This window comes from Amycolatopsis sp. H20-H5, from assembly GCF_035828755.1.
GTDB lineage: Bacteria > Actinomycetota > Actinomycetes > Mycobacteriales > Pseudonocardiaceae > Amycolatopsis.
This window is the reverse complement of sequence record NZ_JAYMZS010000094.1, coordinates 1-26,700: the sequence shown is the minus strand read 5'-3', so window position 1 is coordinate 26,700 and position 26,700 is coordinate 1. Positions and strand designations below refer to the sequence as shown.

23 protein-coding genes are annotated in these 26,700 nt (G+C 70.4%); 6 read left to right on the top strand and 17 right to left on the bottom strand.

Features of this window, described 5'->3' with window-relative positions; genetic code table 11:
* Positions 1-73: 73 nt before the first annotated feature.
* From QMK34_RS35420 to QMK34_RS35410, 3 genes are read right to left on the bottom strand one after another with little or no spacing between them, the layout of a single operon-like run.
* Positions 74-802, bottom strand: coding sequence for a lysophospholipid acyltransferase family protein (locus tag QMK34_RS35420; protein WP_326419071.1), 729 nt, complete (start codon positions 800-802; stop codon positions 74-76).
* A gap of 33 nt (positions 803-835) precedes the next feature.
* Positions 836-2,260: a glycan biosynthesis hexose transferase WsfD gene (wsfD, locus tag QMK34_RS35415; RefSeq protein WP_442785280.1), complete on the bottom strand. Its 1,425-nt coding sequence runs from the start codon at positions 2,258-2,260 to the stop codon at positions 836-838.
* Between the two features lie 20 nt (positions 2,261-2,280).
* Positions 2,281-3,936: a hypothetical protein gene (locus QMK34_RS35410; protein WP_326419070.1), complete on the bottom strand. Its 1,656-nt coding sequence runs from the start codon at positions 3,934-3,936 to the stop codon at positions 2,281-2,283.
* 194 nt (positions 3,937-4,130) lie between these two features.
* On the opposite strand from QMK34_RS35410, the gene QMK34_RS35405 reads away from it, so the two are divergent.
* Positions 4,131-6,068 carry a DUF6541 family protein gene (locus tag QMK34_RS35405; protein ID WP_326419069.1) on the top strand — a complete coding sequence of 646 codons (1,938 nt, stop codon included), beginning with the start codon at positions 4,131-4,133 and terminating at the stop codon, positions 6,066-6,068.
* A gap of 244 nt (positions 6,069-6,312) precedes the next feature.
* Here QMK34_RS35405 and QMK34_RS35400 read toward each other — a convergent pair whose 3' ends face one another.
* The 7 genes from QMK34_RS35400 to QMK34_RS35370 are packed head-to-tail and all read right to left on the bottom strand — an operon-like array spanning position 6,313 to position 12,812.
* On the bottom strand, positions 6,313-7,317 hold the full coding sequence (locus QMK34_RS35400) for a lysylphosphatidylglycerol synthase transmembrane domain-containing protein (protein WP_326419083.1): 1,005 nt from the start codon (positions 7,315-7,317) through the stop codon (positions 6,313-6,315).
* A gap of 41 nt (positions 7,318-7,358) precedes the next feature.
* Complete coding sequence (locus QMK34_RS35395; RefSeq protein ID WP_326419068.1) at positions 7,359-8,615, bottom strand: acyl-CoA reductase; 1,257 nt, start codon at positions 8,613-8,615, stop codon at positions 7,359-7,361.
* Positions 8,612-9,664, bottom strand: coding sequence for a LuxE/PaaK family acyltransferase (locus QMK34_RS35390; RefSeq protein ID WP_326419067.1), 1,053 nt, complete (start codon positions 9,662-9,664; stop codon positions 8,612-8,614). Before QMK34_RS35390 ends, QMK34_RS35395 begins: the two co-directional genes overlap by 4 nt.
* Entirely contained in the window at positions 9,661-11,079 is a 1,419-nt protein-coding gene (locus QMK34_RS35385) for an AMP-binding protein (protein WP_326419066.1), read from the bottom strand. Before QMK34_RS35385 ends, QMK34_RS35390 begins: the two co-directional genes overlap by 4 nt.
* Positions 11,076-11,816, bottom strand: coding sequence for an SDR family NAD(P)-dependent oxidoreductase (locus tag QMK34_RS35380; protein ID WP_326419065.1), 741 nt, complete (start codon positions 11,814-11,816; stop codon positions 11,076-11,078). Before QMK34_RS35380 ends, QMK34_RS35385 begins: the two co-directional genes overlap by 4 nt.
* Positions 11,809-12,054, bottom strand: a complete 246-nt coding sequence (locus tag QMK34_RS35375; protein WP_326419064.1) for an acyl carrier protein — start codon at positions 12,052-12,054, stop codon at positions 11,809-11,811. The genes QMK34_RS35380 and QMK34_RS35375 overlap by 8 nt, the downstream gene beginning before the upstream one ends.
* 20 nt (positions 12,055-12,074) lie before the next feature.
* Positions 12,075-12,812, bottom strand: coding sequence for a UDP-N-acetylglucosamine acyltransferase (locus tag QMK34_RS35370; RefSeq protein WP_326419063.1), 738 nt, complete (start codon positions 12,810-12,812; stop codon positions 12,075-12,077).
* A gap of 167 nt (positions 12,813-12,979) precedes the next feature.
* Between QMK34_RS35370 and QMK34_RS35365 the strand changes: the two genes are divergently transcribed.
* Together QMK34_RS35365 and QMK34_RS35360 are read left to right on the top strand one after the other, a co-directional pair.
* Positions 12,980-14,086 carry a DegT/DnrJ/EryC1/StrS family aminotransferase gene (locus QMK34_RS35365; RefSeq protein WP_326419062.1) on the top strand — a complete coding sequence of 369 codons (1,107 nt, stop codon included), beginning with the start codon at positions 12,980-12,982 and terminating at the stop codon, positions 14,084-14,086.
* Entirely contained in the window at positions 14,083-15,045 is a 963-nt protein-coding gene (locus QMK34_RS35360) for a Gfo/Idh/MocA family protein (RefSeq protein ID WP_326419061.1), read from the top strand. Before QMK34_RS35365 ends, QMK34_RS35360 begins: the two co-directional genes overlap by 4 nt.
* 32 nt (positions 15,046-15,077) lie before the next feature.
* Here QMK34_RS35360 and QMK34_RS35355 read toward each other — a convergent pair whose 3' ends face one another.
* The 7 genes from QMK34_RS35355 to QMK34_RS35325 form a co-directional block, all read right to left on the bottom strand.
* Complete coding sequence (locus QMK34_RS35355) at positions 15,078-15,824, bottom strand: hypothetical protein (RefSeq protein ID WP_326419060.1); 747 nt, start codon at positions 15,822-15,824, stop codon at positions 15,078-15,080.
* The gene (locus tag QMK34_RS35350) at positions 15,821-16,345 is read right to left on the bottom strand and encodes a SigE family RNA polymerase sigma factor (RefSeq protein WP_326419059.1); all 525 of its coding nucleotides are present in this window, start codon (positions 16,343-16,345) and stop codon (positions 15,821-15,823) included. Before QMK34_RS35350 ends, QMK34_RS35355 begins: the two co-directional genes overlap by 4 nt.
* A gap of 60 nt (positions 16,346-16,405) precedes the next feature.
* Positions 16,406-16,981 (bottom strand): Uma2 family endonuclease, encoded by a 576-nt coding sequence (locus QMK34_RS35345; protein ID WP_326419058.1) that lies wholly within the window; start codon positions 16,979-16,981, stop codon positions 16,406-16,408.
* 57 nt (positions 16,982-17,038) lie between these two features.
* The gene (locus tag QMK34_RS35340; protein WP_326419057.1) at positions 17,039-17,665 is read right to left on the bottom strand and encodes an acyltransferase; all 627 of its coding nucleotides are present in this window, start codon (positions 17,663-17,665) and stop codon (positions 17,039-17,041) included.
* Positions 17,655-18,854 carry a glycosyltransferase family 4 protein gene (locus tag QMK34_RS35335; RefSeq protein ID WP_326419082.1) on the bottom strand — a complete coding sequence of 400 codons (1,200 nt, stop codon included), beginning with the start codon at positions 18,852-18,854 and terminating at the stop codon, positions 17,655-17,657. The genes QMK34_RS35340 and QMK34_RS35335 overlap by 11 nt, the downstream gene beginning before the upstream one ends.
* Before the next feature lie 70 nt (positions 18,855-18,924).
* Entirely contained in the window at positions 18,925-19,854 is a 930-nt protein-coding gene (locus tag QMK34_RS35330) for an NAD-dependent epimerase/dehydratase family protein (RefSeq protein WP_326419056.1), read from the bottom strand.
* Between the two features lie 32 nt (positions 19,855-19,886).
* Positions 19,887-21,032, bottom strand: a complete 1,146-nt coding sequence (locus QMK34_RS35325; protein WP_326419055.1) for a DegT/DnrJ/EryC1/StrS family aminotransferase — start codon at positions 21,030-21,032, stop codon at positions 19,887-19,889.
* Between the two features lie 125 nt (positions 21,033-21,157).
* Here QMK34_RS35325 and QMK34_RS35320 point away from each other — a divergent pair, with 125 nt between their 5' ends.
* From QMK34_RS35320 to QMK34_RS35310, 3 genes are all read left to right on the top strand, one after another.
* On the top strand, positions 21,158-24,295 hold the full coding sequence (locus QMK34_RS35320) for a BTAD domain-containing putative transcriptional regulator (RefSeq protein ID WP_326419054.1): 3,138 nt from the start codon (positions 21,158-21,160) through the stop codon (positions 24,293-24,295).
* A 57-nt stretch (positions 24,296-24,352) separates the two neighbouring features.
* Positions 24,353-25,885 (top strand): MFS transporter, encoded by a 1,533-nt coding sequence (locus QMK34_RS35315; protein WP_442785278.1) that lies wholly within the window; start codon positions 24,353-24,355, stop codon positions 25,883-25,885.
* Positions 25,886-25,982: 97 nt separating this feature from the next.
* Positions 25,983-26,700: FAD-dependent oxidoreductase (locus tag QMK34_RS35310; protein ID WP_326419053.1), on the top strand; the 718-nt coding region annotated here is incomplete at its 3' end.

The window sequence follows — 26,700 nt, the reverse complement described above, 5'->3', positions numbered from 1 at the left end:
CTGAAGGCCACCATGACGGCGTTTAACGCCGTCATGGTGGCCTTCAGGGACCTTCGAACGGGGGCGTGGGGGGTTAGCGGTTGTCGAGGGCGATGGCCTCTTCGGGCGTGGGGGCGGTGCCGCCGAGGTGCGCGGGGAGCCACCAGCGGTCGGCGTCGTCGGCGGGCTTCGCGGGGTACTCGGCCTGGACCCGGTCCACCAGTTCACTCATGCGCAGGCGGAGGTCCTTGGTCGCGACCTCGGAGTCGTCCTGCCTGGTGACGTGGATCTGCTCGCCGACCAGGATCGAGACCGGCACGTGGCGCTTGCTCAGCTCACGGGGACGGCCCTTGGTCCACAGCCGCTGCGTGCCCCACAGCGCCATCGGGATGATCGGCACCCCCGCGGCCGCGGCCATCCGCACCGCGCCGGACTTGATTTCCTTGATCTTGAACGACCGGCTGATCGTCGCCTCGGGGAACACTCCGACGATCTCGCCGTCCTTGAGCCGCTTCAGCGCCTCGCGGTACGACGCGATCCCGGCTTCGCGGTCGACGGGGATGTGGTGCATGCCGCGCATCAGCGGGCCGGCGACCTTGTTGGTGAAGATCTCCTTCTTCGCCATGAACCGCACGAGCCGCTTCGCGGGCTGAGCGCCCAGGCCGCAGAAGATGAAGTCGAGGTAGCTCACGTGGTTGCACGCGATCACCGCGCCGCCGGTGGCCGGGATGTTCTCGGCGCCGTCGATCCGGATGCGATTGTCCAGCACCCGGAACATGATCTTGGCCGCCGCGATCACGGGCGGGTACACCAGCTCAGCCATCCCACCAGGCTACGCGACCGTAGGGTGCCGAACCTACGGTTCCGTAGGTTTTGCGTTCCAGACCACGCCGGCCAGCGCCAGCGCCAGCAGCGTGCAGTACAGCGCGACGGACTGGTGCTTGATGTTCTCCAACCCGTCGCCCAGCGCGGCCAGCACGAACTGCCCGGCGCCCACGGCGAGCAGGAACGCGAGCAGCACCCCGAGCGCCTCGCGCCGGGAACGCCAGGCCCGCCAGCCGATCAGCAGCCACAACGGCGCCAGCGCGAACAGTCCCAGCGGGGCGAGCAGCTTGGTGACCGAGGAGAGCACCGGGACGCGGTACTCCTGCGCCCGCGGCGCGAACCCGGCCGACTGGTCGAAGCTGCCGAGGTAGTCCGGCCGCGCGGTGAGCAGGTCGCCCGCCGCCCGGTCGAGCACGCCGAGCGTGCGTCCTGGGTGGTTCGCGAAGTAGGAGATGACGTTGCCGCGGGTGATCTGCGTTCGGTACCGCAGGTACAGCGGGTCGAGCGTGGCCGGGTGCGCGTGCCACCAGCCGTTGCCCGCGTACTGCGCGAACGAGGCGGGCAACCCCAGTTCCGCGAGATCGGCCTGGGTGTCGTGCTTGCCGTCGACGATCGTCAGGAAGATCGTGTTGAACATGTTGATCTCGCGCGAATCATCGCCGGGCAGCGCCGAGACCTCGCCGAACGGCGACTTCGGCGGCTCGATGGTCTGCTGCGCGTACCAGGTGGTCCCGGCCAGCGCGACGACGACGAGCAGCGCGGGCAGCCAGCGCGCGAACCCCCGCCGGGTCGCCGGGCGGACGAGCAACACCGCCAGCGCCAGCAGCGGCAGGATCATCAACGTCTGCACCTTGGCGTTCACCGCGACGAACCCGCCGACCAGGGTCACCGCCAGGCCCGCGTAGCCCCACCAGCCCGGACGCGCTGTGAGCAGCAGGCCGCCCGCGGCGAGCAGGATCCCCAGGAACGCGGCGCCTTCGCCCAGCACCGACGCGAAGTAGCCGAAGAACGCCGAGTCGGCGACCACCAGCAGCAACGCGGCGGCCGCGGCCAGCCGCACGCGGCGTGAGTACGGCAGGCCCAGCACGATCAGGGTGACCGCCGCGGCGGCGATCACCGAACCGAGCAGGCCGAGCACCACCAGGCTCAACGTCGACTGGAGCCCCGCCACCTCGCCGAGCCAGCGCGCGATCTGGGTGAGCCAGACCTGGCTCAGGACATAAGTCTGCTGGCAGGCCCCGGCCGGGGCGCCGTAGAAGAGGTGGACGTACGACTCCGGCCCGCCCTTCCACGGGATACCCGCGCCACAGAGCACACGGGCGCCGTCGCCGTTGTTGGAGACGCCGATCGGCCGCGGCACCAGGAACCGCACCAGCAGCAAGCCCAGCGTCACGGCGAAGACAGCGAGCCCGAAAACGGCGTCACGGGTTGGTGGGCGCGCGGTCCGGCCAGCCATCATGGTCTGTTCCCCAGCAGTCATCGCGGACAGGCTACATAGATGAACCTCGGATCCGTGTCAAGATCCGAAGTGAGGGTCTTGGTCTGCTCGGTGCGGGTGTAGACGGTGATCCAGTAGGGCGTGCCCGCCCGGCGGAAGGTCGCGGCCTCGTACTTCCCGCTGTAGCGGGGGTCCATCGCGCAGCTCTGCCGCTGGTCGTAGCCGGTGCCCGTGGTCACCGCGAGGGTGGGCCGCCGGGCGTTGACCACGTACTCGTAGTCGTTGGCCACGTCGCGGGCGATGTGCTCGTCCGTCCGCCCGAGGACGTCCACGACCTGCAGCTGCGGGCCCGCGCGGTACGCCAGCACCCCGGTGGCGGACGCGCTGACGACCGAACCCGGCGGCAGATGCCCGCCAAGCCACGAGCCGACCTCGCCCAGTTGCGCGCCCTCGGTGCGCAGGTCGCCGACGCGCCTGAGCATGTCCGGGCTGAGGATCGAGACCAGCACCGCGATCCCGGTCAGCCCGAAAGCCGCCGTCGGCAGCAGGCGGGTCCCGGCGGTCCAGAACCGTGGCCGCGGTGATGGCTTCATGGCCGCGGACGTCGTGAGAACCCCGTACGTGGCGACGGAGGCGACAGCGAGTAGCGGCGGCACGACGGCCAGCAGCCGCCACGAGGGCGCCGAGTCCCCGCCCTGCACGACGACGCCCGCCGTCAGGCCCAGCACGAGCACGAACATCAGCCAGATCGGCGAACGGGCGCCCGATTCGGCGGGGCCCGCGAGCGTCCGGCGCACCGTCAGTGCCACCACCGCGACCAGGCCGATCAGCAGGAAACCCTGGTGGACCAGCGAGAACCCGGACAGATAGCGCCAACCCGCCGACAGCTGGGGCCCGAGCGGCCCGCCGAACCGCGCGACCAGCGAGTTCGGCAGCAGATGGTGGTAGTAGGTGACGCGCCAGGCCGTCCACGGGACCAGGAAGACCAGCGCGCCGAGCGCGTACCCACCGGGAACCCACCAGCTGTGCCTGCCCCGGACGGCCGCGATCGCCAGCGCGCCACCGGCGGCCACCGCGACGATCAGCCCGTCGGGAGAGGTCATCACGGCGCACGCGACAAGCACTCCGGCCACGACCGGCCGTCTCGCGGCGAGCGCGTGACAGACAGCGAGCACGAGCAGCACGAACAGCGGCGTCTCCATGCCCGACGGCCCGTAGACGGCGAGCCCGCCCGCACCGGCCGTCAGCACCGCCGCGGCCACCCCGAGGGCCGGACGCGGCCGAGCGCCTTCGGGCAGCGCCAGCGCGGCCACGCGGTTGGCGGTGAAGTAGGCGAGCAGCACGCAGCCGAGGGTGGCGAGGACGCCGAGCACCGCGGCGAACGCCTCGACGTCGCCGCCGAACATCGCGCGTGGCAGCGCGATCAGGAGCATCCAGAGGAAGTTCACGTAGCCCTCGACCCGGTCACCGGGATTGAAGACCGGCCCGTAGCCGTCGGCGACGTTGAGCGCGTAGCGGAAGGTGATGAAGGCGTCGTCGGCCAGCGTGGAGAACATCAGCTGGTGGAGGAGGGAAAAGCCGAGTGTCAGCAGCAGGGCGGCGACCCGCCAGGCCCTGACCGTGGCGACGCGGGTCCAGGCCGCCAGCACGAAGGCCGCGAGCAGGACCCAGGCCCCGACGACGGCGACGACCACCCGATCCACCTCCCCCGAAAGCGCACTGGCCTCCACGGGATATCGATTACCGGGCGAAAATGTTTCGGTCCGGTGACGTAGTCGACACGAAACGGTCGAGAGACCCTGCTTCGAGCGGCCGGAGCCGGTCGTTAACATGGCCTGACAATCCGATCCGCGGTGCCAGATCTCTTGCGGATCCTCACCGTCTGAGGATGTCAGTGCCCACGGAAACCAGTGTTTTCTTCGACATAGTCACGATCTTCGTCGCCCTGCTCGTCATGGGGATCCCCGGTCTGCTCACCGGCTTCGCCGCCGGACTGCGCGGCTGGGCCCTGGCCGGGCTCACCCCGCTGCTGAGCTACGCCATCGGCGGCCTGAGCGGGCCGTGGGCCGCCGCGATCGGCATCCCCTTCAATCCCGTGACCTACCTCGTGGTGACCGTGCTGTTCGTGGGGGTCGCGTACGGCCTGCGCCGGTTCACCGTGCGCCGCTGGGCGCCGGAGCCCGAGCCGGGCCTCTGGGCCCGCAAGGGGCACCTGGCCGTCGGCGCGTGCCTGCTGGTCGCCACGGCCGCCGGCATGTACGCGGTCATCGACGGGATGGGCAGCCTCGACGTCATCTCGCAGGGCTTCGACGCGCCGTACCACGCGAACGCCATCCGCTACATCGCCGACACCGGCGACGGCGGCCTGTTCGGCACCAGCCAGGTCAACTGGTACAACGGCGCGCTGCCGGTGTTCTACCCGAACGCCTACCACCTGCTCGGTTCGGTGACCCACCTGCTCAGCGGCGCCTCCGTCCCGCTGACGATGAACGTCAACACCGCGCTGCTGCCGGGCCTGCTGGCGTTGTCGCTGGTCACTGTCATCCGCGAGTTCCGCGGGCGGGCCGTGCTGGCAGGCGCGGTCGCGCTGACCGCCGTCGCCCCGGCGATCGGCCTGTACGACTCGATGTCCCGCGGCCCGCTGCTGCCGTTCCTGCTGGGTCTCGCGCTGACCCCGGTGGCCGTCGTGGCGGCCCGCCGCTACCTGGACCGGCCCGCGCCGGACACCGGCTTCATCCTGCTCGCCGCCGCGCTGGGGCTGCTGTGCGTGCACTCGTCGACGTTGTTCGGCGGGATCCTGTTCTCGGCTCCGATGCTGCTGCAGCGCTGGGTCACCGGCGACGCCCGGCTGCGGCGGCTGGGCCGTGACCTGCTGGCGCTGCTGCCGATCGCGGTCCTCGCGGTGCCGGTGGCGTGGCTGCAGCTGTTCGGCGCGCTGGGCCTGGCCGCGGGCGACGTCCCGTACTACGGCTGGCCGATCGAGTATCGGGCGACCACCGCGGTCGGTTCGCTGCTGGGCTTCCAGCACTTCGGCCCGTATCCGCAGGTCTGGCTCTCCGCCGCGCTGTTCCTCGGGCTCGTCTTCTTCAGCCGCCTGCGCGCGCTGAAGTGGGTCGGCGGGACGGCGCTGGTCACCGGGCTGCTCTACGCCGCCGTGGCGTCTTCGGACAACCCGCTGCTGATGGCGATCTCGCGGCCCTGGTGGGACGACCCGTACCGGTTCGTCGCGATGGCCACCGTGCCGCTGAGCGTGCTCGCCGGGCACGGGCTGGCCGAGTCACAGGCCTGGCTGCGGGACAAGCTGCCGCGCGTGCCCGCGGTCGTTGTCGCGATCGTGGTCCTGCTGGCGTTCACCGGCCTCTCCGGCGGCCTGTACGCGAGCTCGAACGCCACCCACGTCGCCCCCGGCTACGGCGACACGGCCGAGACGAACCGGCACGAGATCCCGGTGACCCCGGACGAAGCGGCCGCGATGCTCGAACTCGGCAAGCTCGCGAAGCCGGGCGAATGGGCGATGAACGACCGGCGGGACGGCACCGTCTGGACGTACTCGGTCTCCGGGGTGCGCACGGTCGCCGGGCACTTCGACCAGACGTTCCCGCCGAAGGACGCCCTCACGCTCGCGACGAAGTTCCGCGACTACGACTCCGACGCCGAGGTCAGGGCCGCGGTGAAGCGGCTGAACATCCACTGGCTGATCATCCGCCGTCCCGGCTCGCCGAAGAACGCCGAGCGGGAGGTGGGCCTGCAGAACCTGGACGGGCTCCCGTTCCTCACCCAGGTCTACCAAAACCCCGACGCACTGATCTACCGCGTCAACGTCTAGCCACAGTGCCCCTGAAGGCCACCATCACGGCGTTTTACGCTGTGATGGTGGCCTTCAGGGGCACTTGGCCGTCGCGAGGCTCTGTGGTCACCTGGTCGACCGGTTAGTCGAGCCATGATCGCCGGATTCGCCGCGGCCTGGCCACGCTCGTCCGCCCAGAAGTCCCTGAAGGCCACCATGAGGGCGTCTAAGTCCCTCATGGTGGCCTTCAGGGGCATCTACAATCGGGCCGCGCCCGCGTCCCCTACTGGGTCTGACCGACGGGCGCGGGGGCGCGGGTCAGGCGGGCGGCGAGTGCTGCACCGCCCGCAGTGAGCAGGTCGGCCACGGTGAACATCACGCGGGACGCGATGGCGAACGCGGTCGCCTGGCCGACGGTGAGGCCGCTGGCGGTCAGCACCGCCACCTGCGCGACCTCGCGGACGCCGACGCCGCTGGGCAGGATGAACGCGAACGTGCCGACCGTCATCGAGACGGCCATCGCGCCGACGCACAGGACGAACCCGCTGAACCCGGGCGCGCCGACCGAGTTGGCCAGCAGCCAGAGGTGCACGCCCTGCAGGATCCAGGCCAGGGTCGCCGCGCCGAAGACCTTGCCGATGACCTTCCAGCTCAGCCGGTGGTCCAGCGGCGGGCGGCGCAGGATGCGCAGCACCAGCGAGGTGCCCCAGGTCAGCACCCGGGGGTGCAGCAGCGCGAGCCCGATCGGGATGAGCACGAACAGCCAGAGCGCCTTGGGGCTGTTGCTGAACACCGCGGGGGCCGCGAACAGCGAGACGACCAGCGCCGAGACGACGCCGACGCCGAGCTGGATCAGCGAGCCGGTGAAGATCCGGGCGCGGGCGAGCCCGGCCTTGCGGCCCAGCTCCATCTGCAGCAGGTAGGCCCACACCGAGCCCGGGACGTACTTTCCGAGCGAGCCGACCAGGCAGATCTGCGCGCCCCTGGCGTAGCCGACCGGCTCGCCGAGGTCGTCGACCATCATCTGCCAGCCGTACGTCGAGACCATGATCGCCGCGACCAGCGTCACCAGGCTGAGCACCGAGGACTGCCAGGCGACGTCGTGCAGGGTCCGCCAGAACTCGTCCCAGTTCGACGCGAGCTGCTTGGCCGCGAAGCCGATGACCGCCACCAAGGCAATCCATCGAGCGACGTCGATGATTTTCGCTTTGGTCGACTTGGGTTGCTTACCCTTAGGGGGGGCCAAATCATCAGACTCAGCCCAGTCGGGCGTTTCCACAGTCGTCATCGACGTCTCCTCACCGGCCACCGCAGGCACGATACGTGCCGTCATCCGGCGACGCTGACCAGGCGGCTGAATTCGGCCAGCAGGTCGTAGCCGTCCCACACCGCGGAGAAGGTCAGCGCCGAGCCGAACGGGACGATCCGGTCGACCCCGCGGCCGGCCAGTTCGGTCGCGAACGCGACCAGTTCTTCTTTGGTGAAGCCGAACTGCGTGACCGTCTGGTCCTTGCGGAGCACGATCCGGACCAGCTCCGACAGCGAGGCGACGCTCGAATTGGCGAACGTCCCGGCGCCGAGCCACTCGCGCGGCAGCACCGCCGGGTCGGCCAGCTCGAGCGTGGCCAGCCCGTTGGTGTCGGGCCCGGCGCCGTCGAACGAGATCGTGGTGACGAGCCCGTCCACGGCGGCGCCGTAGGCCGACACGCGCTTCTGGACGGCCATCGCGGGCTCGGTGACGTGCTGTTTCGTCTCCAGGACGCCCGCGAGCAGCGTGCGGAACTCGCTCCCGGCGACGCGGGCGGCATCGGCGTCGCCGACCCAGAACACCGCGCGCGGTGACGAGCAGGCGGCCTGGTCGAACCAGTACGAGTCGTTGTAGAAGCCCTCGGCGGCGACCAGCCGCTCGGCCTCGGACGCGCCCTGCCAGCCAGCCACGGACGCGACGGCGAAGGACGAGCGGTCCGGGAACGTCAGGTCACGGGCGTGCGGCGCGAGCGGGTACTGCCGCAGCGCGGCGACCGAGGTGTCCCCGCCCCAGATCACGCGCAGGTCGGCGGCGAGCGAGAGCGCGCCGCTGATCGCGTCGCTGCGGTCGTAGGTGACCATCCGCTGGGTCGAGGCGATCGCCCGCGCGACCGTCGGCTCCACTTCGGACAGCGCGGCGTTCAGCGCTTCGAGCACGGCCTCGGCCGCGCCCGCCGAGCGCGAGGACACCCGCACGACGTTGTGGTTCCCGGCGAGGGCGGACAACGCCCACGAGTAGACGAAAATGGTGTCCACATTGGCCGGGGGCACGTGGAAGACCAGCCCGCGCGGGAAGCGCAGCGCGTCACCCGAGGTCTCCAAAGTGGCCAGTGCCTTGGCGATTTCCCCCTTGCGCAGGAAGAAACCCAGCGAGGCGAGCTCCGGGAACCGGCGCGCCGTCGCGGGCGCGAGCAGCTTGCGCGCGAACTTGGTCAGGAACTCGACGATGCGGGGGTCGCCAACCTTGAGCCTGCCACCCTCGGGCTCGGTGCCGAGCTCGTCGACGAGCTTGCCGACCTCGATCGGAGAGGCGGCCGGAAAACGCTGTTCGAGTGTCACGCCGCTGCTCCTGAGAAGGTATCCGAGCAACCGCGGGCCTCGGCCTTGGGCAGCCTGCCCAGCACCGAGAAGTGCTTGCCTGGCCAGTCCCCGTCGTCGATCCCGTTGCAGACGCCGAGGTCCTCGGTCAGCAGCACGTGCCCCGGGTACGAGTGCGGCAGGGTGCTGATGACCTCGATCACGCCCGGCTCGCCGACCGGCTGCTCTTCCCAGGTCTGCGGGTTGCGGATCACGACGTCGGCGAAGTCGGGGCAGTAGAGCGAGTTCCCGGACGGGCCCTCGAGGAACACCGTGCCGATCTGCTCGATCATCCCGTAGTAGTTGTAGATCTGGTGCAGCCCGGTGTCGGCCTTGAACCGCCTGCGGAACTCGCCGTTGTCGACCGCGCGGTCGATCAGCTTCTTCCAGCCGCCCGAGTGGACGAGGATGCCGTTCGACAGGTCGAGCTTGTGCTCACGCGCGACCTCGTACAGGTACTGCCACACCATGAAGGTGAAGCCGAAGATCAGGAACGGCTTGTCGCCGTACGCCGCGAGGAACTGCTTCACCGCTTCGACGTCGGGCTGGTCGTTCTCGTCGAGGACGTACGTGTGCTTGCGGCCGAAGTTGGCCATGCCCAGCACCCCGGCCCCGCGCGCGGAGAACGACCGGCGGTTCTTGATGATGCCGATCGTGTCGACCATCAACATCGGCAGCCTGTCCGGCCCGAGCACCTCCTGCAGGGTCGCGCCGAGCTGCCTGGTCTGCGCGGCGGCGGCGTCCTTGTCCAGGTAGATGCGCGACGCACCGGCCCCGGTGGTGCCCGAGGAGGTGAGGGTCTTGAAGACCTCTTCGTCGGGGATGCTCTTCAGGTCGTGCGTCTTGAACAGGCGCACCGGGAGCCACGGCAGGTCCGCGATCCGCTCGAATCCCGCGTCCCGCTCGATGCCGAGCGAGGAGAGGATCCGGTCGTAGCCGGTGGAGTTCTCGCGGTGGTGGGCGGTCAGCTCGGCGAGCCGGGGCAGCAGCTGGGCTTCCCGCTCGGCCTCGCTCAACGTGAACACACTCATACTTGCGCCTCCAACGAGCGATAGTCGATCTTGCCGCTGGCCAGCAGGGGCACGGTGTCCACGGGCCTGACGTCGAACCCGCTGGCGTGCAGGTGCAGCCGCTCGGACAGGGCCCTGGCGGCGTCCTTGCAGATGTCCTTGGCGCCGCCGCTGTCGGGCAGCTCGGCGAACAGGACGACCTTGTCCCCGCCCGCCACGGCGGCCACGACGTCGATGCCGACCGAAGCCGACCGCACGGCCTGCTCGAGGTCGTCCAGGCTGATCCGGTTGCCGAACACCTTGCCGATGCGCTTGAGCCGCCCGGTGATGAACAGGTAACCGTCTTCGTCGAGATAGCCGAGGTCGCCGGTGGCCAGCAGGCCCCCCTGCTCGTCACCCCCGGCCAGCGCGGCCTCGTCCTCGGCGTAGCCCATCATCACATTGGGCCCACGGTAGACGACCTCACCGACGATTTTCGGGTGCGTCGTCTCCGAACCGTCGTCCCGCCGCACGGCGAAGGAGCCGCCGGGCAGCGCGGGACCGGCCGAACCGGCCTTCTCCTCGAGCCGCTCGGCGGGCACGGTGGTCATCCGCGGCCCGGCCTCGGTCTGGCCGTACATGACGAACATCCGCCCGCCGACCGCCCGGATCCGGTCGTTGAACTCGGCGACCAGCTCGTCGCGCAGCTTGCCGCCCGCCTGCGTCAGCGTGCGCAGCGTCGGGTACTTGGCCGGGTCGAACTTGAGCCGCCGGAGCATCTCGTAGTGGTAGGGCACCCCGGCCAGCGAGGTGACGCCGTGGGTGTTCACCGCGTCCCAGAACCCGCGGCCGAGCACCCCGGAGGGCTCGATGACGACAGTCGCGCCCCGGATCAGGTGGGAGTTCAGCACCGAGAGCCCGTAGCTGTAGTGCAGCGGGAGGCAGGTCGGCGCGACCTCATCGGCGGTGATGCCGAGCACCTGGGCGATCGCGTCGGCGTTCGAGAGGATCGCCTCGCGGGAGAGCCGGACGAGCTTGGGGTTGCCGGTGGAACCGCTCGTCGGCAGCAGCACGGCCAGGTCGGGATGCGGCACGACGCCGGCCGCGGACTCCCGCCGCCAGTTCGCGCCGGACACCGCGTACCCGGCTGGCGGGGCGTCCGGCGGGGACGCGGCCGCGTTGAGCACCGCGGCGGGCCGGAAGCGCTCGACGAGCCCGGCGAGCACGTCCGCGTCGAGCGCGGGGTCGATCAACGCGATCGCGCGCCCGGACTCGAACGCGCCGAGATACCCCAGCACGCTGCCGAGATCGACGGACATCCGCGCGAACAGCACACCCGGCGGCAGCCCGGCGAGCTCGGCGGCGACGGCCGCGATCTCGGCCTCGAGCTCCGGACCGGTCAGTTCTCGCCCGCCTGCGACGTCCACCAGCCGTGCACCCGCACCCAGCAACCTCAAAGCGTCAAGCCTCCGTCGATACCCAGGATCTGCCCGGTGATGAACGACGCCTCGTCGCTCACCAGGAACCGGATCGCCTTCGCCACGTCCTCGGGCGTGCCAAGGCGGCCGAGCGGGGTCTTGCCGACGTTCTCGGCCACGGCTTCGGCGGACAAGCCCGCGGTGAGGGCCGTCTCGATGACCCCCGGCGCCACGGCGTTGACGCGGATCCCGGACCGGCCGAGCTCCTTCGCCGCCGACAACGCGATGTTCGCCACCGCCGCCTTCGAGGCCGAATACACCGTCTGACCGGCGCTCCCGTACTCACCGACGATCGAGGCGAGCAGCACGATGGCGCCGGAGCGCTTGCGCATCATGGCCCGCGCGGCCGCCTGGACCGTGTGGATCGTGCCCGCGACGTTCGTGCTGAGGGTGGTGTCGACGAGCTCCTCGCGGATCATCCCGAGCAGCGCGTCCTCCATGATCCCCGCGTTCGCGACGACGATGTCGAGCCTGCCGTGCTCCTTCGCGACCCCCCGGACCACAGTGGACACCGCTTTGGCGTCGGTGACGTCGAGGGCGAGCCCGCTTACGGACCCGGACCCGGACACCGACGCGGCGGCCTCCTTGGCCTTCGCCTCGTCGCGGCCGGTCAGAACCACGGTCGCGCCCGCCTCGGCGAGCGCGCGCACGGTGGCCAGGCCGATGCCGCGGGTGCCGCCGGTGACCAGCGCGACCCGGCCGTCCAGATCAGTCATTCTTGGCCAGCAGGCCGGTCACCATGTCCAGCGCGACCTTGAAGCTGCTCATGTCGATGACCTGGTCGGTGTCGAACTCGACGTCGAACTCGTCCTCGACGGCCGCGATCAGCGCCATGTGACCGACGGAGTCCCACGCCTCGAGGTCGCGGTACTTCAGGTTCTCGACGTCGACGTCGGCATCGAGGTCCAGCGCCTCGACGAAGACCTCGCGCAGCTTGTCAGCGGTATCCGCCATGGGGTGGATCTCCTCAATGCTCAGGACTGGTGTTCTGGGCGCGGGCGGGCATCCCACGCCTTCACCAAGGTAGAGAGGTCACCGGGCAGGCGGTCGAGCAGCCCATCACCGGGGAGTGGGCCGTCACCCAGGATCCACGGCCGGAGCCCCTCGATGGTCGCGTCGTCCAGGCCACGCCGGGAGAGCCAGACAGCGTTGACCCTGGTCGGCCTGGCCGGCACCCCGACGCTGACCTGGAACGCGCCGACCTCGTGACGGACCGCGGCCCCCATGCCGACCATCGCGCCGGGGCCGACCACGGCCCGCTGGTGCAGGATCGCGCCGAGACCGAGGTTCGCGCCGGTCCAGACGTGGCAGTGACCGCCGGTGACGGCGTTGGTCGCCATCGTGAGCCCGTCCTCCATGAGGCAGTCGTGCGCGACGTGGCTGCTACGCAAGTAGTAACTGTCGTCACCGATAGTCGTCGTGCGCCAGGTGCCCTGGTGGACGCTTACGTACTCCCGCAACCTGTTGCGACTGCCGATGACCACACCGTGACCGTCGTGATCCGGGTCACCCTTCGGCGCGGCGTCCCAGGCGGCCGGGTGCTCGCGGCCGCGGTCCTCGCCGGGCGTCCCGATCGTCACGTGCGGGCCGATCCAGTTCTCGTCGCCGATCGTGGTCGGGCCCACGATCACCGCGTACGGACCGACGATGTTGCCGTCGCCGAGCTCGACCCCCTCGCCGATCACGGCGGTCGGGTGAATGCGGTTGGCCACAGGGAGTCCGTTCGTCGGCGGCCGCCTTCTCGCTGCGTGGACGGCCTGGGGTCAAGGGTGGGCATCGGCTCGCGGTAACGTGTGGCCCGCGTTGGGAGCCGCCGGACGCAGAACCGGCGGCTCACTGTACCGGACGCACCGAAACCGCCGGCCGAGAGAGACTGCAGATGATTCCCATTACCGTGGTCGATGTCCGCGATGCGGAAGACCTCGTCGTCGAGGTGCTGCGTTCCGGCGCCATCGCACAGGGTCCGATGGTCAAGCGTTTCGAGGACGCTTTCGCCGGCGTCTCCGGCACCAAGCACGCGATCGCCGTCAACAACGGCACGACCGCGCTGGTCGCCTCGATCCAAGCCCTGGACCTGCGGCCGGGCGACGAGGTCATCACCTCGCCGTTCACTTTCGTCGCAACGCTGAACGCGATCCTGGAGGCGGGCGCGACGGTCCGGTTCGCCGACATCCGGCGTGACGACTTCGCGCTCGACCCGGACGCGGTCGCCGCGGCGATCACCCCGCGCACCAAGGTCCTGATGCCGGTCCACCTCTACGGCCAGACCGCGGACATGGGCAAGCTGGCGCCGCTGGCCGCCGAGCACGGGCTGCACGTCATCGAGGACTCCGCGCAGGCCGTGGGCGCGTCGTTCGAGGGCAAGCCCGCCGGTTCGTTCGGCATCGGCTGCTTCTCGCTGTACGCGACGAAGAACATCACCACCGCCGAGGGCGGCGTGATCACCACGGACGACGACGCGCTGGCCGACAAGCTGCGCGTGCTGCGCAACCAGGGCATGCGCGCCCGCTACCAGTACGAGGTCGCCGGGCACAACTACCGGATGACCGACCTGCACGCCGCGGTCGGCATCCCGCAGCTGGAGAAGCTCGACGAGCTCACCGCGGCCCGCCAGGCCAACGCGAAGCGGCTGTCCGAGGGCCTCGAAGGCACTCCCGGCCTCACCACCCCGGTGGTGCTGCCGGGCCGTGAACACGTGTGGCACCAGTACACCGTGCTCGTCGGCCCGCACGCGTTCCTCTCGCGCGACGAGCTGGCCGCGGCGCTCACCGAGCGCGGCATCGGCAACGGCGTCTACTACCCGAAGATCGTCTTCGACTACGACTGCTACCGCGGCCACGAGCTGATCCCGGACGCGTCGGTCGAGGACTTCCCGGTGGCGGTTTCCGTTGCCGCGCAGGCACTTTCGCTGCCGGTGCACCCCAAGCTGACCGAGTCCGAACTGGACACCATCATCGAGACCGTTCGCGAGGTGCTTGGCGCGTGACGCACAAGATCGCTCTCATCGGCACCGGCAACATGGGCACGCTGCACGCCCGTGTCCTCAAAGCGAACGAGCGGGTCGAGCTGGTTCGCGTGATCGATCCGCGCGAGGCCGCCGGCCGCGACGTCGCCGAGCGGTTCGAGACCAAGTGGACACCGGAGATCGACTCACTGTCCGATGTGGACGCTGTGGTGCTGGCCTCGGCGACCGAGGTGCACCACGAGCTCGCCCAGGAAGTTCTGGGGCAGGGCAAGCCTTTGCTCGTCGAGAAGCCGGTCTGCAACAGCCTCGAGCTGTCCGAGGAGATCGTCGGGCTGTCCGCGAGCAAGGACGTCCCGCTGATGTGCGGGCTGCTGGAGCGGTACAACCCGGCGGTCATGACGGCGCGCGCCCTGATCAACGAGCCGGTGCACCTGATGGCACGCCGCCACGGCCCGTACGCCCCCCGGATCAAGACCGGCGTGTCCTGGGACCTGCTGGTCCACGACGTCGACATCGCGATCCAGTTCTTCGGCGGCACCTCGCCCGGCCGGGTGACGTCGGGCGCGGGCTACTTCCACCCCGACTCCGTCGGGGGCGCCGAGGACACCGTCGAGACGGTGCTCTCGTTCGAGACCGGGCTCGCCACGGTTTCGGCGTCCCGCTTGGGACAGCGCAAGGTCAGGTCACTGGTCGTGTCCGAACTGGACAGGCTGATCGAGATCGACCTGCTGCGCCGCGACGTCACGATCTACCGGCACGTCTCCCACGACTCGGCGACGCCGGACGGCCTCGGTTACCGGCAGCAGACGATCATCGAGATCCCCGAGCTGGTCACCGCGCGCGAACCGCTCGCCACCCAGTTGGACAGGTTCATCGACCTGCTGGAGGGCAAGGTCGACGCGGCCATCGAGCGGGACTCGATCCTGCCGTCGCACCGCGTCGTCGCCGAGGTCCTCAAGCAGGCCTCCCTGCCAGTCTGACTGCTCGCTCCCCGTGATCGGGCCGGACCCGATCACGGGGAGATGCGCTTGTTCGCCGCGTCAAAGGCGATCGGCGGCGTCAGCACGTTTGACGACTCCACCAGCGCCGGGTCGAACCAGAAGAAGACGACCTGCGGGTCCTTACTCCACGGCGCGAGCCTCGCCTGCACCGTCTTGCCGTGCGCGGTCGTGGTGATTCTCGCGACCGGCCCGGCGAAGTAGCCGAACACCGGGATCACGGTGCCCTGCGGCGACGTCTCACCGCCGTCGACGCAGTGAAAGCCCGGTGAACGGTCCGAGCCACGGGTCTCGTTGCATTCCAGCTCGGTGGTCAGCTGCCCGGCGGTGTTCCGGTGCCCGGCCATGACGCCGAAGCCGACGCCCGGCAGATCGACCGGCAGGTCGACCTTGACCCCGTAGAACACCACCTCGCCCGCCTTGTCCTTGATCCCGGTGGAGACGACCTCGCCCAGCGGGAGGTTCGACTCCGGAGGCGACGGGGCCGCCGGAGCGACAACAGACGGCGAAGCGGCGGAGGAGGTGACCAGCGCGGGGGGCTGGGCGGCGGTGGTGGTGTTCGCGGGCTGCCGAAGCTGGGCTGCGGCGAAGACGATCGCGACCACCGCGGCGGCCGCGGCGACTCCCCCACCACCGGCCACGAGGCGGCGACGGCGGCGGATCTGCTTGCCCTTGGCCATGATCAGCCCGAGATCGAGCGGCGGCTGCGGTTCGGATGGCTGCTCGTGCAAGGCCGAGCGCAACGACTCGAGATCGTTCATCGTTCCCTCCCCCCGATCAGCGTGGACGGCTGCGCCGGGTCGTCCGGCTCGGCCGAGATCCGCAGCTTCGCCAGTGCCCGGAAGTTCGTGCTCTTCACGGTGCCCACGGAAACGCCCAGTTCAGAGGCTACGCCAGCCTCGGGAAGGTCGAAGAAGTGCCGCAGCACGACCACGGCGCGTTCGCGGGCGGTGAGCGCGTCGAGGGCCTGCAGCAGCCACTCCCGCTGGGTGACCGCGGTGGCGACGTCGCCGGGGGCGGGCCGCTCCGGCACCTGCTCGGTGGCGTGCTCACGGATCGGGCGGCGCCACCCGTCGATGACGTGGTTGGCGAGCACCGTGCGCGTGTAGGCGTACGCGTCCTTGTGACGGACCCGGCCCCAAGCAGCGTAGGTGCGGGCGAGGGCCGTCTGGGCGGCGTCCTCGGCCTGGTGACGATCCCCGGTCAGCAGGTACGCGGCGTGCACGAGCCGGGAGGAAGAAGCCTGGACGAACTCGATGAACTCGTCGTCACCACGAGCCATGCCACTCCCCTCCCCTGTCCCCTCCCACGGTACTGCCGATCACGGGGACGGGGACACGGGTCAGAGGCGCTGGGCCCTGGCGGTGGTGAGGGCGTTCAGGTCGAGCACGAGCGGCGCGCCCGCGAACTCGAGGTTCACTACGCCCGCGTGCTCGCCGAAGTCCTCGTACTCGCCGTCGATGAGGGCATACGTGGTGATGCTGGCCGGAGCGTCGAGGTCGACGATCCAGTAATGCTCGATCCCGACCTCGGCGTACTCGGAGAACTTCGTCACCTTGTCGGTGCGGACGCTGCCCTCGGAGAGCACCTCGATCGCCAGGCGCACGTCCCCAGCGTGGTAACGCGCCGGATTTTTGTCCGCCCAGACGGTCTCGGTGATCATGACGTCAGGTGCGCGAACCGTCAGCGGCGTCTCGACCAGCACCACGTCGACCTCGGACAACGCGCTGTACTCGGCCGGGAGCTGCTCGTTGATCAGGTACCCCAGCCGGGTGACCGCGCGTTGATGGAACGACAACGGACGCGGCGACACGATCAAGACTCCTTCTACGACTTCGAACCGGAATTCAGGCGTTTCCGGCAGCGCGATCCAGTCATCGAGGGTCAGGAAGTCATGCGGCCAGCTCAGGACGCTCATTCACCTCTCCTCACCGCCAGTGACCTGGTCATGGTCTCACGCCGGTCCAAGACCTCGCTAGTCAGAGAAGTCGCCTGACGGGGCACCCCAGCCGGAGACGTCGCCGCCGCGCTCGGCGGCCAGCTTCCGGCGCCGCTCGTTCTCGGTGCGGACGCGCTCCACCTCGGCCTGGATGTACTCGTCGTCGTAGCGCTGGAACACCCGGGCCGGGTTGCCCGCCACCAGGGTGCGCGACGGGACGTCCTTGGCCACCACGGAGTTCGGCTGCACGGTGGCGAAGTCGCCGATCGTCACCCCGGCCATGATGACCACCAGGCCGCCGATGAAACAGCCCTTGCCGATCTTCACCGGCTTGCGCTCGATCAGGTCGCTGCCGGAGTGGTTCTGCAGCGTCATGTTCGCCAGCCAGCTGGAGTGCGTGAAGATCAGCGTGTTGAGCCCGATGCTCGTGTGCTCACCGATCTCCAGCCCGCCGCTGGCGTCCAGCACCGCGCCCTCGCCGATCCAGCAGTGCTCGCCGATCGTCAGGTTCTCCGGGCTGATGATCTTCGCCCGTTCCCGGATCCGCGTGGTTTCGGGCAGCCCGAGGAACTTCGCGCGCTCCGCGTCGTTCAGGTACTGCCCGACCACGTCGTTGAGGATCTGCGGACGCAGCCGGTTGCTGCGCTCGTCGTCAGAGAACATGCCCTCGGCTCTCGGTCACCAGCTTGTCGAGGGTGCGCAGGTGCTCCTCCGCGACGACTTCGAGCGCGAAGTTGGCCCGCACCATGGCACTCTCGCGCTGCGCGATGACCGCGCGGTGCTCCGGGTCGTCGAGCAGCTCGATGACCGTCCGCGCGACGGCGGCCGAATCGTCGGGCTTGACCAGGAGGATGTTCTCGCCGTTGTGCAGCTCGATACCGGGGTAGTTGTCCTCGGTGACCGACGCGATGGTCGCGGTGCCCGAGAGCATCGCCTCCAGCGACGCGGTCCCGCACCCGCCGTGCAGGTCGTGCGTGACGATGTCCGCCGCCGCGAAGTACGACGGGACGTCGGACTTCGGCACCACGCCAGCCACGATCAGCGTGTCGAAGACGCCCAGTTCCTTGGCCCGCTTGAGGAAAGCGTCGTGGTAGACGTGCCCGACCACGAGCACCTTCACCTCGGGGTGTTTGTCCACAATGGACGGCAGCGCTTCGACCAGCGGCAGCCGGTTGCGCAGCGGGATGACGTGCCCGAGGGAGACGATCAGCGGCCCGTCGCCGATCTCGTACTCCGCTCGGACGTCCTTGGCGAGCGGCTTCTCGAAGTGGCCGGTGTCGACCGCGATCGGGAAGTACTCCGAGTTGGCGTCACTGGTGCCGTACCGGTCGACGCAGTAGTCCACACCCAGCTTGTCGAGCAGGATGTACCGCGGCTTCAGGTACTTGAGGATCGGCTTGACCAGCATCGCGTCGAGCATGCGGAAGACCGTGCCGTACAGCTTGTTGTCGCTGATCAGCAGCGTGTGGATGGTCAGCAGCATCGGCAGCTTGCGCCGCCGCGCGTACAGCCCGGCCATCCACGACAGGTCGAAGAACTGGCCGTGCAGGTGGATCGCGTCCGGCCGGAACTCGTCGAGCAGCTTGAACAGCTTCCGCCAGTTACCCGGCCGCACCGAGGCGAAGCTCATGTCGAAGTCGATCGACAGGCCGAGCTGCGGCATCTTCATCGCGGGAAACCGGACCGTCCGGTAGCCGTCCTTGATCTCGTCCGCCGGGGCGTCGCCGTAGGCGGCTGTGATGGCCAGCACCTCATGGCCACTGGCCGCGTACTGCTCGGCCAGCGAAGCCGACATGTGCGCACTCCCACCCACTCGCGGCGGGAAGAAGTTGTTGACCACGACTATGCGCATCGCTTTACCTTCGGCCGGGCCCGCGGCGGAACTCATGCCGCCTCCGCGGGGAAGAACACGTCGGCGGAACTCACATCGAGTCCTTGACCAGCTGGCGCATACCTTCTTCGACGGTGATCTGCGGCTCCCAGCCCAGCACCTCGCGGGCACGGGTGATGTCGGCGGCGCGGCGCGAAACAAGCACGTCGCGCTCGTTGAACTGCGGCACGACATCGACGCCGACGGCATCGATGAGGGTCTTCGCCAGTGCCGCGACCGAGGTGTCGATCCCAGTGCCGATGTTGATCGGCAGGTTCGCCTGCTCGGACTCGAGCGCCAGCACCACGGAACGGGCGAGGTCGGCGACGTGCACGAAGTCCATCGACTGGTCACCGCGACCGTCGATGACCGGCGGCTGGCCAGCCTTCAGCCGCTCGATGAAGTGGTTGATGACCGAGGTGTAGTACGCCTCGACCTTCTGGCCGGGGCCGTAGACATTGAAGAAGCGAAGCGCGTTCCAGGACAGTCCCTTGGTGCGCTGGTAGAAGCCCAGCAGGTCCTCGCCGGCCCGCTTGGTGATGCAGTACGGCGTCAGCGGGCGGAGCTCGTCGTCCTCGTGCATCGGGAGCCGCTCGGGCTCGCCGTACACCGAGGCGGTCGACGCGAACACCAGGCGCTCGACACCCTGGTCCGCGGCGGCCGCGAAGACGTTGTGGTTGCCGGTCATGTTGATGTCGATCGACTCGTGCGGGTCGGCAACGGACTTGTTGATCGACACCGTTGCGAAGTGGATCACGTGTGAGCAGCCCTGCATGGCCTCGCGCACAGCGCCGCCGTAGCGGACGTCCTTTTCGATCAGCTCGACCTTGCCGGTGGCGATGAACTCGTTCATCCGGGTGCGGTCGCCACGGTTCATGTTGTCGAAGATGCGGACCGTGTAGCCACCGTCGATCAGCAGGGGGACCACGTGTGAGGCGATGAATCCGCCGCCACCGGTGAAGAAAACCTTCTTGTCGGACATGTTCGCGGTATCTCCTTGTTCGACGACGTAGCTCACGAGAGGGCGTTCACGGCTTCACGGACCGTCTCGACGACCCGCTCGACCTCGGTTTCGGTCAGGTTGGCGTGCATCGGGATCGCCAGGTGGCGAGTGAAGGCGTCCGCGGAGACCGGCAGGGTCTCCGTCTTGCCGTAGAGCGGCTGGACGTGCGAGGCGTAGGTGCCGAAGTTGCACTGGACACCCTGGGCGCGCAGGCGCAAGGCGATGTCGTCGCGGCTGAGCTCCGGGGCGACGGTGAGGATGTACGACTGCCAGGGGTGCTCGCGGTCCGGGAGCTCGACGGGCGTGGTGACACCGTCCAGCTCGGTGAAAGCCTCGTTGTAAAGCTTGGCGACCGAACGGCGCGAGGCCAGCAGGTCGGGCAGGCGGTCGAGCTGGACACCCATGATGGCGGCCTGGATGTCCGAGAGCCGGAAGTTGTAGCCCAGCTCGTGGAAGCTCGGGATCGGCAAGCCGCCGGATCCTTCACGCGAGATGGCGGGCTCGATGCCGTAGGTGTGCAGCTTCCTGGCGTGCGCGATGAGGTCCTCGCGGTCGGAGACCAGCGCGCCGCCCTCGCCCGCGGTGATGCCCTTGCGGCCGTGGAACGAGAACGCGGCGATGTCGGCGAGGCTGCCCGCCGGGCGGTTCTTGTAGGTCGCGCCCGCCGAGCACGCGGCATCCTCGAACAGCCACAGGCCGTGCTTGTCGGCGATGGCGCGGTACTCGTCGAAGTCACCGGGCTGCCCGGCGACGTCGACGGCGAGGATGCCGACGGTGCGCGGGGTGATGGCGGCCTCGACCGCGGCCGGATCGGCGCTCCAGATGTCCGGGCGGATGTCGGCGAACACCGGGGTGGCGCCGACCTGCAGCACGGAGTGGCCGGTGGCCGGGAAGGTGTAGTCCCCGACGATGACCTCGTCGCCCGGCTGGACGCCGAGGACCTTGAGGCCGAGGAACAGGGCGGAACCGCAATTGCTGGTGCTCAGCGCGTGCGCGGTGCCCGCTGTCTTGGCGAACCGCTCTTCGAAGCGGCGGCAGGCGGGCCCGGCGCCGGCGAGCCATCCGGAGCGGAAGACCTCCGCCACCGCGGCGAGCTCTTCTTCTCCGACGGTCGGCTGGCCGAGGGCGATGGTCTGGTGATCAGGTCCGGCGGTCATTACTCTCCCGTTGCGCGTGGACGCGCCAGAGTGTATACGGCGTCAACTTCGTCCCCAGGTGGTGGTGCGGGTAGCCGGGGACACGATGGTCACGACCGCGCGTCCCCGCCCCTAGACTTCACCACATGCGATTCGGCGTGCTGGGGGCGACCGAGGTTCGCCGCGCCGACGGCACCGCGATCACGATCGGGGGACCCCGTTCGCGGGCACTCTTGGCACTGCTCGCACTGGAGGCGGGCCGGGTCGTCCCGGCCCAGCGGCTCATCGACGGCCTGTACGGCGAACACCCGCCCGAGGGGGCCGCGAACGCGCTCCAGTCGCAGGTGTCGCGGCTGCGGCAGGCGCTCAAGGACGTCGCGCCGGTCGAGTTCACCGCCGCGGGCTACCGCCTGGCCGCCGAACCCGGGGACGTCGACGTTCACCGGTTCGAGTGGCTTGCCGATGAAGGCCGCCGGGCTCTGTCGGCCGGGGAGCACGCTCAGGCGGGGAAGCTGCTTCGCGACGCGCTGGCGTTGTGGCGCGGCCCAGCCTTCGCCGACCTCACCGACGCCCCGTTCGCCGCCTCGCAGGCGACCCGGCTGGAAGAGCTGCGGCTCACCGCGGCCGAGGACCGGATCGAGACCGAGCTCGCGACGGGCCGGGCCGCGGACGTCGTGGCCGAGCTGCGGGAGATCGTCACCGCGCAGCCGCTGCGGGAACGCCCGCGCGCCCAGCTCGTCCGCGCGCTGCACCACACCGGACGCGGGGCCGACGCGCTCGCCGCCTTCGAGGACGCCCGGCGCGTGCTGGCCGAGGAGCTCGGCGCGGATCCCGGCGCCGAGCTGGCGCAGGCCCACCTCACGGCGTTGCGGGGCGAGCCGCAGCCACTCGCGGTGGTCACCCTGCCCGCGCAGCTGACCAGCTTCGTCGGCCGGGACGACGAGCTCCGCCAGGTCGCGGGGCTGCTCGCGAACGGACGGCTCGTGACGCTCACCGGCCCCGGCGGCACCGGAAAGACGCGGCTCGCGATCGAGGCCGCCACCGCCGAACGGGGTGAGCGGGCGTTCGTCGAGCTCGCCCCGCACGGCGACGGCGCCGAGGTCGCGCCCGCGGTGATCGCCGCGCTGGGACTGCGCGCGGCGACGACGAACAGAGCCGTCCCGGGCGGCGTCGCGCAGGATCCGGCCGAGCGGCTGGTCGCCGCGCTCGCCGACCGTTCGACGCTGCTCGTGCTGGACAACTGCGAGCACGTCGTCGAGGCCGCCGCCCGGCTCGCCGCGCGCCTGCTGGCCGCGTGCCCCGGGCTGCGGATCCTCGCGACCAGCCGCGAGCCGCTGGGCGTGCCGGGCGAGCGGCTCTCGCCGGTGCCCCGCCTCGCCGTGCCGCCGCCGGGCACCCCGGCCGGGCCTTCGCTGGACTTCGCGGGGGTGCGGCTGTTCGCGGACCGGGCGTCCGCGAGCGATCCGTCGTTCCTCGTGGACGAGACCACGATCGGCGACGTCCAGCACATCTGCGCCGCGCTGGACGGCCTGCCGCTGGCCATCGAGCTGGCCGCCGCGCGGGTGCGCGCGCTGCCGGTCGGGGAGATCGCGGCCCGGCTCGACGACCGCTTCCGGCTCCTCTCGCGAGGCAGCCGCACGGCCGAGACGCGGCACCGGACGCTGCGCGGCGTCGTCGAATGGAGCTGGGACCTGCTCGGCGACGAGGAGCGCGTCCTCGCTCGCAGGCTGACCGTGTTCGCGGGCGGGGCGACGCTCGCGGCGGCCGGACGGGTCACCGGGGTCGGCGACACCGTCGGCGTGCTGGCCGGGCTGGTCGACAAATCGCTGGTCGAGCTCGCCGGGGACCGCTACCGGATGCTGGAGACGATCGCGGCGTTCTGCGCCGAACGGCTCGACGACGCTCACGAGACCGAACAGCTGCGGCGCGCGCACGCCGAGCACTTCGTCCGGCTGACCGAGGAAGCCGACCCGAAGCTGCGCACCGCCGAGCAGCTGAAGTGGCTCGACACGGTTGACGCCGAGTACGACAACGTCCTGGCCGCGCTGCGCTGGGCGACCGGAGCGGACGTCCCGCTGGCGCTGCGGCTGATCGCCTCGCTGGCCACCTACTGGTGGATGCGCGGGCGCCGGTTCGAAGGCGCGATGCTGTCGCTCGAACTGGTGAAGCGGCTCCACGGGTCACCGCCGGAGGAGCTGCTCGACGAATTCCTGCTCTGCCTGCTCATCGCCATGTCCGCGGCGCCGGAGGACGAGGCGCTCAAGCCGTACCGCTCGCTGACCGAGCGCTACGCGACCGACTGGTCGTGGACGACCCGGCTCCCGGCGCTGCACCTGCTGTTCAGCCTGGTGGTCGGCCCGCCGGAGGACGACAGCCCGCTGTACCTGCGTCAGACCGCGATCATGAACCAGGCGGACCCGTGGACGGCGGCGCTGATCCACACCGGCGGCGGACTGCGGGCGATGCTGGCCGGTGACCTCGCGGGCGCGGAGGAGGGCCTGCGCGCAGGCGAGGCGCGGTTCCGGGCGCTCGGCGAGCGCTGGGGGCTGGCGATGTCGCTCGACCACCTGTCGGAGGTGCTGGGCTGGCGCGGCGCGCCCGAGGCGCTCGGGCTGATGGACGAGGCCCTGCTGCTGATGCGCGAGCTCGGCGCGACCGACGAGACGACCGACCTGCTCTGCCGCCGCGCCGACCGGCGGGCCCGGCTCGGCGAGCTCGCGGGCGCGCGCGCTGACTACGAGTTGTCCGTCGACCTCGCGCGGCGGTCCGGGATGCCCGAGGCGCGCGCGGCCGGGTATGTCGGGCTCGCGCAGCTGGCGAGGTGGGAGGGTGACCTGGCCACCGCGCGGTTGCTGAGCGAGCGCGCCCTCGCGGAATGCCGCCTGGGGGCGTTCTCCACCGAAGGCGCGCGGGCCAGCGCGCTCGTGTCACTCGGCTGGGTGGCGGGTGCGGAGGGCGCGACCGGCGAAGCCGCGCGGCTGCACCGGCAGGCGCTGGAATCGTCGTACCGCTGGCACGCGAGCACCGAGGTGGCCAACGCGCTGGAAGGCCTCGCCGGGGTCGCGCAGCTGGACGGCGAGGCCGAGCGGGCGGCGATGCTGCTGGGCGCGGGGGCGGCGGTGCGCGGGATGGCACTGGCGGTGGACCCCGACGTCGCCAGGGTCCGTTCGGCGGCCAGGGCGCTCATCGGCGACGAGGCGTTCGACCGGGCGTACGGCCTGGGGCTGGCGATGACCACGACCAAGGCCCTCACCACGGCCGGGGTCACCCTTCCGAGCGGCTGACACCACCGTCAGCGGACGGTGCGCGAACGGTCAGCCCGGCCGGGCACCTTCACCCTCATGACTGACACCCTCATGACTGACATCGGCAAGGGGCGCAAAGCGGGCATCCTGGGCGTCTGCGTACTGGCCCAACTCCTCATCGCGATCGACATGACCGTCCTCCACCTGGCGATCCCGGCGCTGTCCGAGGCGCTGCACCCGAGCACCACGCAGGTGCTCTGGATCGCCGACGTCTACGGCTTCGCGCTGGCCGGGCTGCTGATCACGATGGGCAACCTCGGCGACCGGATCGGCCGGAAGAAGCTGCTGCTGATCGGCGCGGCGGTGTTCGGGATCGCGTCGGCCGCGACGGCGTACGCGACGAGCGCGGAGCTGCTGATCGTCACGCGCGCGCTGCTCGGCGTCTCGGCGGCGACGCTGATGCCGTCGACGCTGTCGATCATCCGCAACGTCTTCACCGGCAAGGAGCGCACGGCCGCGATCGGTATCTCCAGCGGCCTGACCATCCTCGGTTTCGGCCTCGGCCCGCTCGTCGGCGGTGCGCTGCTGGCGCATTTCTGGTGGGGCTCGGTCTTCCTGGTGAACGTGCCGGTGGTCGTGCTCCTGCTGGTCGCCGGGGCACTGGTGCTCCCGGAGTCGCGCAACCCGGCGCCGGGACGGCTCGACGTGCCCAGCGTGGCGCTTTCGGTGCTCGGCGTGCTCGGCGTCGTCTACTCGATCAAGGAGATCGCCCACCACGGCCTTGGGCAAGCGGACGTGCTCGCGGCCGCCGTCCTGGGGGTCGGCGGCCTCGGCTGGTTCGTGCTGCGGCAGCGACGGCTGGCCGAACCGCTGATGGACCTGCGGCTGTTCGCCGGACGCGCGTTCTCCGCGACCGTCGGCACCACGGTCGTCGCGATGTTCGCGCAGCTCGCCGTGTCGCTGACGCTGGCGCAGTACCTCCAGCTGGTGGTCGGCTGGTCGCCACTGAAGGCGGGCCTCGCGGGGCTGCCGGGCATGGCGGGCGCGCTGGTCGGCGGGACGCTGTCCGGGCTGGTCATCAAGGCCTTCGGCCGGGCGGCGACGGTGGCCGCGGGCTGCGCGCTGTCCGCGGCTGGCTTCCTGCTCTACGCCCGGATCGGCGTGGTCGTGGACTACCCGTACCTGCTGCTCGCGATGATCGTGTTCGGCACCGGGCTCGCGCTCATCCTGACCGTGGCGACCGACACCGTGCTCGGCGTCGTGCCCAGGGAACGGGCGGGCGCGGCGTCGGCGATCTCCGAAACGGCGACCGAGCTCGGCGGCGCGCTGGGCATCGCGATCCTCGGCAGCGTCCTCGGCGCGATCTACCGCGACGGCCTCGTGCTGCCTCCCGGCCTGCCCGCGGCGGTCAGCGAAACCCTCGGTGGCGCGGTGCAGGTGTCCGCACAACTGCCCTCGTCCGTGGGCGACGCGGTACTGGCCACCGCGCGGCACGCGTTCGTCGACGGCGTCCACGTGACGATGCTCTGCTCGGCGGCGCTGATGGCGGCCCTCGCGACAAGCGTCCTGTTCACCATGCGCGGCGTCCCGAAGGTCCTCGAAGACGCCCCACCGAACCAGCCCCAGTAGCTGCGTGACTGTCCCTGAAGGCCACCATCACGGCGTAAAACGCCGTGATGGTGGCCTTCAGGGACAGTCGAAAGGGCCCCGCGTAACCTGGTCGATCGTGCGCAACGTCGTAGTCATCGGTGGCGGGATCGTCGGACTGGCCGTGGCCTGGGAACTCACCAGGCGGGGCCAGGACGTGACCGTGCTGGAGAAGGAAGACCACTGGGCGGCCCACCAGACCGGGCACAACTCCAACGTGGTGCATGCCGGGCTGTACTACAAGCCGGGTTCGGCCAAGGCCACCATGTCCACCGCGGGCAACAGGTCCATTGTGGACTTCGCGCGGCAGTACGGGGTGCCGGTGGAGGTCTGCGGCAAGCTCGTCGTCGCGACCTCCGACGCCGAGCTCCCCGCGCTGCGAACGCTGGCCGAGCGGGCCGAGGCCAACGGCGTCCCGGCGAAGCTGATCACGCCGGACGAGGCCCGCGAGTACGAGCCCGAGGTCTCCTGCGTGGGCGCGCTGCGGGTCGAGTCCACCGGCATCATCGACTTCCCCGCCGTCTGCGCCGCGCTCGTGCGGCTGCTCGACGAAGCGGGTGCCGACCTGCGGCTGGGCACCTCCGCGCTGGGCATCCGCACCGGCGCGCACGGCGGCGTCGAGGTCGCCACCGGCACCGAGGTGATCCACGGCAGCGCACTGGTCAACTGCGCGGGCCTGCACGCCGACCGGATCGCCCGCCTCGCCGGGCTGACGCCGAGCGCGCGGATCGTGCCGTTCCGCGGCGAGTACTACGAGCTCAAGCCCGAGCGGCGGCACCTGGTGCGCGGCCTGATCT